Origin of the sequence: Citrobacter sp. Cb023, assembly GCF_030336805.1 — a bacterium.
GTDB classification, from domain to species: Bacteria; Pseudomonadota; Gammaproteobacteria; order Enterobacterales; family Enterobacteriaceae; genus Citrobacter; species Citrobacter braakii.
Genome location: NZ_JAOWCV010000028.1, coordinates 1 through 5,412, shown reverse-complemented (window position 1 = coordinate 5,412; position 5,412 = coordinate 1). Strand labels below are relative to the sequence as shown.

Annotated in this window: 4 protein-coding genes, 4 tRNA genes, 1 rRNA gene and 1 pseudogene; 2 read left to right on the top strand and 8 right to left on the bottom strand. The window is 50.1% G+C overall.

The annotated features are described in order from the left end of the window. From tuf to OGW44_RS04860, 5 genes are all read right to left on the bottom strand, one after another. A partial coding sequence (tuf, locus tag OGW44_RS04880) for an elongation factor Tu (RefSeq protein ID WP_049014834.1) occupies window positions 1–1,169 on the bottom strand: 1,169 nt, incomplete at its 3' end. Between the two features lie 118 nt (window positions 1,170–1,287). After that, window positions 1,288–1,363: transfer RNA gene (locus tag OGW44_RS04875), tRNA-Thr, on the bottom strand. A gap of 5 nt (window positions 1,364–1,368) precedes the next feature. Continuing rightward, window positions 1,369–1,443 (bottom strand) — tRNA-Gly (locus OGW44_RS04870). A gap of 114 nt (window positions 1,444–1,557) precedes the next feature. After that, window positions 1,558–1,642 (bottom strand) — tRNA-Tyr (locus tag OGW44_RS04865). An 8-nt stretch (window positions 1,643–1,650) separates the two neighbouring features. Next, a tRNA-Thr gene (locus OGW44_RS04860) sits at window positions 1,651–1,726 on the bottom strand. A gap of 19 nt (window positions 1,727–1,745) precedes the next feature. Here OGW44_RS04860 and OGW44_RS04855 point away from each other — a divergent pair. Together OGW44_RS04855 and coaA are read left to right on the top strand one after the other, a co-directional pair. Further along, window positions 1,746–1,826: pseudogene (locus OGW44_RS04855) on the top strand (hypothetical protein); the annotation flags it as partial. 289 nt (window positions 1,827–2,115) lie between these two features. After that, window positions 2,116–3,066, top strand: coding sequence for a type I pantothenate kinase (coaA, locus tag OGW44_RS04850; RefSeq protein WP_003031107.1), 951 nt, complete (start codon window positions 2,116–2,118; stop codon window positions 3,064–3,066). A 33-nt stretch (window positions 3,067–3,099) separates the two neighbouring features. Here coaA and birA read toward each other — a convergent pair whose 3' ends face one another. The 3 genes from birA to rrf all read right to left on the bottom strand — a co-directional run. After that, a complete protein-coding gene (gene birA, locus OGW44_RS04845; RefSeq protein ID WP_185655178.1) occupies window positions 3,100–4,062 on the bottom strand; it encodes a bifunctional biotin--[acetyl-CoA-carboxylase] ligase/biotin operon repressor BirA in 963 nt (320 codons plus the stop codon). After that, the gene (gene murB, locus OGW44_RS04840; RefSeq protein ID WP_185655177.1) at window positions 4,059–5,087 is read right to left on the bottom strand and encodes a UDP-N-acetylmuramate dehydrogenase; all 1,029 of its coding nucleotides are present in this window, start codon (window positions 5,085–5,087) and stop codon (window positions 4,059–4,061) included. Before murB ends, birA begins: the two co-directional genes overlap by 4 nt. 251 nt (window positions 5,088–5,338) lie before the next feature. Next, window positions 5,339–5,412 (bottom strand): 5S ribosomal RNA (rrf, locus tag OGW44_RS25765); the annotation flags it as partial.

Genomic DNA, 5,412 nt, shown 5'->3' with positions numbered 1-5,412 from the left:
GCAACAACGCCCGCACCAACAGTACGGCCGCCTTCACGGATTGCGAAACGCAGACCGTCGTCCATCGCGATTGGGTGGATCAGGGTAACAACCATTTTGATGTTGTCGCCCGGCATTACCATCTCAACGCCTTCCGGCAGTTCGATGGTACCAGTCACGTCAGTAGTACGGAAGTAGAACTGCGGACGGTAGCCTTTGAAGAACGGAGTATGACGGCCGCCTTCATCTTTGGACAGAATGTACACTTCAGATTCGAACTTGGTGTGCGGCTTGATAGAGCCCGGCTTAGCCAGGACCTGACCACGTTCGATTTCTTCACGTTTGATACCACGCAGCAGAACACCAACGTTCTCACCAGCACGGCCTTCGTCCAGCAGTTTGCGGAACATTTCAACGCCAGTACAGGTAGACTTAGCAGTCTCTTTGATACCAACGATTTCAACTTCTTCACCAACTTTGATGATACCGCGTTCTACACGACCGGTAACAACGGTACCACGACCGGAGATGGAGAATACGTCTTCGATAGGCAGCAGGAACGGCTTGTCAATCGCACGCTCTGGTTCCGGGATGTAAGAATCCAGGAAGCCAGCCAGTTCGATGATTTTCGCTTCCCACTCTGCTTCGCCTTCCAGCGCTTTCAGAGCAGAACCACGAACGATCGGAGTGTCGTCGCCCGGGAAATCGTACTGAGACAGAAGTTCACGAACTTCCATTTCTACCAGTTCCAGCAGCTCTTCGTCATCAACCATGTCGCATTTGTTCAGGAACACGATGATGTACGGAACGCCTACCTGACGACCCAGCAGGATGTGCTCACGAGTCTGCGGCATCGGGCCGTCAGTCGCAGCAACAACCAGGATCGCGCCGTCCATCTGCGCAGCACCGGTGATCATGTTTTTAACATAGTCGGCGTGGCCCGGGCAGTCTACGTGTGCGTAGTGGCGAGTCGGGGTGTCATATTCAACGTGAGAGGTGTTGATGGTGATACCACGAGCTTTTTCTTCCGGCGCGTTATCGATCTGGTCGAATGCACGAGCAGCACCGCCGTAGGTTTTAGCCAGTACGGTAGTGATTGCAGCGGTCAGCGTTGTTTTACCATGGTCAACGTGGCCGATAGTACCGACGTTAACGTGCGGTTTTGTACGTTCAAATTTTTCTTTAGACATCGATTGTCCCTCTAAGACACGGATAAATCGGTGATATCACCACATCAACCAGGCCATATGCCTGAGCTGTTGAATGCTTTTAAAAGTAAACAGAGAGAAACGGGAAGGAGAAGTGAAGTGGTGCTGATACCCAGAGTCGAACTGGGGACCTCACCCTTACCAAGGGTGCGCTCTACCAACTGAGCCATATCAGCACGTCTGGAGCGGGCAGCGGGAATCGAACCCGCATCATCAGCTTGGAAGGCTGAGGTAATAGCCATTATACGATGCCCGCATCCTGAAACTCGGCTACCCAGTTCTTTCTGTAATAAAAAAGAGATTTCTCTCTTTTTTATTCGAGCTGATTAATTTTTTAACCAACTCAGGCGGCGATAACGCTGCCAGAAAGTGGTGGTGGGGGAAGGATTCGAACCTTCGAAGTCTGTGACGGCAGATTTACAGTCTGCTCCCTTTGGCCGCTCGGGAACCCCACCGGACTTGATGGTGCCGACTACCGGAATCGAACTGGTGACCTACTGATTACAAGTCAGTTGCTCTACCTACTGAGCTAAGTCGGCATCAAGTAGCGCGCATTTTATGGAGACATGCGCACTCATGCAACTAAAAAATTGCATAAAATGTTCTATCGCTCACATTTTGCGCTATACGACCGATAAATAATCTATTTCTTCTTCGAATTGAACAAATTTCCAACGTCAGCCGCGCTCCCAGAAGGCATTTTGCTCCAGCATGCCGTTATCAATAGAGAGAAAGTGCATCTTTATACATCTGGAATAGCCATCACATTGCGTTTCAGGGGACGATTTTTTCTTATTATTCCCTCCCATCTGGTGTTACCCTCCTGCCCATTGTCCAAATTAACTGAAATGTGCGTGCCATTGCGTACCGGGGATGATTTCGTTTTTTACCGCAGACCTGATATAGCAATGACAGCCAGACCATGCGTATGAGTATAAAAGAGCAAGCGTTAACGTCGCCTTACCTACAGTTTGATCGCAACCAGTGGGCTGCGCTTCGTGATTCCGTGCCGATGACTCTGACCGAGGAAGAGATTGCTCGTCTGAAAGGCATTAACGAAGACTTATCGCTGGAAGAAGTTGCTGAGATTTATTTGCCATTATCGCGTTTGCTAAATTTTTACATCAGTTCGAACCTGCGGCGTCAGGCTGTGCTGGAGCAATTTTTAGGCACCAACGGCGAGCGTATTCCTTATATTATTAGCATTGCTGGCAGCGTCGCCGTCGGCAAAAGTACGACTGCACGTGTGTTGCAAGCGTTGCTGAGTCGCTGGCCCGAGCATCGTAAGGTTGAGCTGATCACTACTGACGGTTTTCTTCATCCTAACCAGGTGTTGAAAGATCGTGGGCTCATGAAGAAGAAAGGCTTTCCTCAGTCCTATGATATGCACCGTCTGGTTAAATTCGTTTCCGATCTAAAGTCTGGCGTCCCCAACGTTACGGCACCGGTCTATTCTCATCTGATTTATGATGTGATCCCTGATGGCGACAAAACCGTTGCCCAGCCCGACATATTAATCCTCGAAGGGCTCAATGTATTACAAAGTGGGATGGACTATCCTCACGATCCACATCATGTATTTGTTTCTGACTTTGTCGACTTTTCTATTTATGTGGATGCGCCAGAAGAATTACTCCAGACGTGGTATATCAACCGCTTCCTGAAATTCCGCGAAGGGGCATTTACCAACCCAGACTCTTATTTCCATAACTATGCGAAATTGTCGGAAGACGAGGCAATCAACACGGCTACATCACTGTGGAAAGAAATCAACTGGTTGAATTTAAAACAAAACATTTTACCAACGCGTGAGCGAGCCAGCTTAATCATGACGAAAAGCGCCAATCATGCCGTTGAGCAAGTCAGATTACGAAAATAAAAAAATAAAGGGGAGCCATAGCTCCCCTTCTTATTATTCAGCGCTTCTAAGCGATATTTCCCCACCCATCCAGGGTTTTATCACGCCATTTTGTTCGAGTAGTAATGCACCTTGCGCATCTATTCCACGAGATACGCCAAATATTTCTTTATCACCAATAATGAGTTTAACGGGACGGTCGATAAAGTTATCCAGCGCCCTCCAGCGGGACAAATACGGCGCCAGGCCCTCATGCTCAAACAGTATCAGGGCAGCGCGCAGCTCGCGGATCAGTCGGGCAGCCAGAGTATTGCGGTCAATGGTAATACCCGCTTCCTGCAGATTAATCCAGCCTTGATTAACCACATTCTCCTCAACCCGACGCATGGACATGTTTATACCCGCCCCAATAACAATCTGTGCGGCATCGCCCGTTTTTCCGGTGAGTTCAACCAGGATCCCTGCCAGTTTACGGTCGAGCAAATAGAGGTCGTTGGGCCATTTAACACGCACTTTATCCGCGCCCAGATCGCGTAAAACCTCAGCCATGACAATACCAATCACCAGGCTCAGGCCAATCGCGGCTGCCGGTCCTTGTTCCAGTCGCCAGAACATTGAAAGGTACAGATTGGCGCCAAAGGGAGAGAACCATTTACGTCCACGACGACCACGACCGGCCTGCTGATACTCAGCGACGCAGGCATCCCCTGACTCCAGTTGACCAATTCGATCCATCAGGTACTGATTGGTTGAGTCGATAACCGGCAGGACCGTTATATTCCCGCCATCCAGCTGAGAATAAATAAGTGATGAATCTAATAGCTGGATAGGTTCAGGTAAGCTGTATCCTTTACCAGGGACAGTAAATACATCAACACCCCAGTCACGTAGCGTCTGGACATGTTTATTGATTGCCGCACGGCTCATTCCCAGCTTTTCACCGAGTTGCTCACCAGAGTGAAATTCGCCATCGGCTAATAATGAAATAAGCGTCAGGGGGACGGTATTATCCTTCATGCAACGATCTCCACGGCATTCACTTCACCCAGTGGGCCAATAAACCGGACTTCCGGTTCAAGCCAGACATTGAATTTCTCACCGACTTTTTGGCGTACGTGATGCGCCAGTTGCACCACATCCTGACTCGTAGCATGGCCTGCATTGATCAGCACCAGTGCCTGCTGCTGATGTACTGCTGCGCCGCCAATGCGCATGCCTTTTAGCTGACATTGATCGATAAGCCAGCCAGCAGCCAGTTTCACAGAGCCATCAGCCTGCGGGTAATGAGGTGCAGTCGGGAATTTCGCCAGGAGCTCCTGCGCAATGTCCGCGGTAACAACCGGATTTTTAAAGAAGCTTCCTGCATTACCGTTTACTTTTGGATCGGGCAGTTTTGTGGTGCGCATATGGCAAACAGAATCAAAAACCTGCCGAGGCGTTACCGTGGCAGGATCAAGACGCGTCAGGTCACCGTAAGTGAGAACGGGTTGCCACTGTTTAGGTAAGTGCAGACCAACAGCTACAATCGCGAAACGATCCTGGTACTCATGTTTGAAGATACTGTCACGGTAACCAAATCGGCATTCTGCGGCGCTGACGCGCAGATGTTTGCCGGTCGAAAGCTCTACGCAGTCCACGTATTCGCAGACGCGCCGCAGTTCTACGCCATAGGCACCAATATTCTGGATTGGCGATGAACCCACGCAGCCGGGGATCAGCGCCAGATTTTCCAGCCCGGGCATGCTTTGCTGCAGCGTATGCTCTACCAGACGATGCCAGTTTTCACCCGCGCCTACGTGCAAATGCCACGCATCAGGTTGTTCTGTAATCGCTATTCCCTTGATACGGTTGACGATCACCGTTCCATGGAAGGCATCAAGAAACAGGACGTTACTCCCTTCGCCCAGGATTAGCACTGGATGATGTGATGCATTGGCTGATTGCCAGGCATTTAGTAGTTGTTGCTCATTTTCGGCACAGACAAGCACATTAGCTTGTTGATCGATACCGAAGGTGTTCCAGGCTTTAAGGGAGTGATTCATAGACGCTTTCCTGATGCAAAATCGCATTTAGTTTACCGTATATGCAGCGGGATGGCTTGTGTTATGGAAGCTTAGGATGTTGCTTTGCAACCGATGAGGCTGCAATCACAGGCAGAATAAGGTTTACAGGCGCTGTATCCGGTAATAACAGACGCTGGCCGGATAAGGCGGCACGCCGCATCCGGCAGTTCTCACTCCCTGCAGACGCAAAAAAGCCCATCCGGCAGGATGGGCTTCTTCACTTGTTTGATGCCTGGCAGTTCCCTACTCTCGCATGGGGAGACCCCACACTACCATCGGCGCTACGGCGTTTCACTTCTGAGTT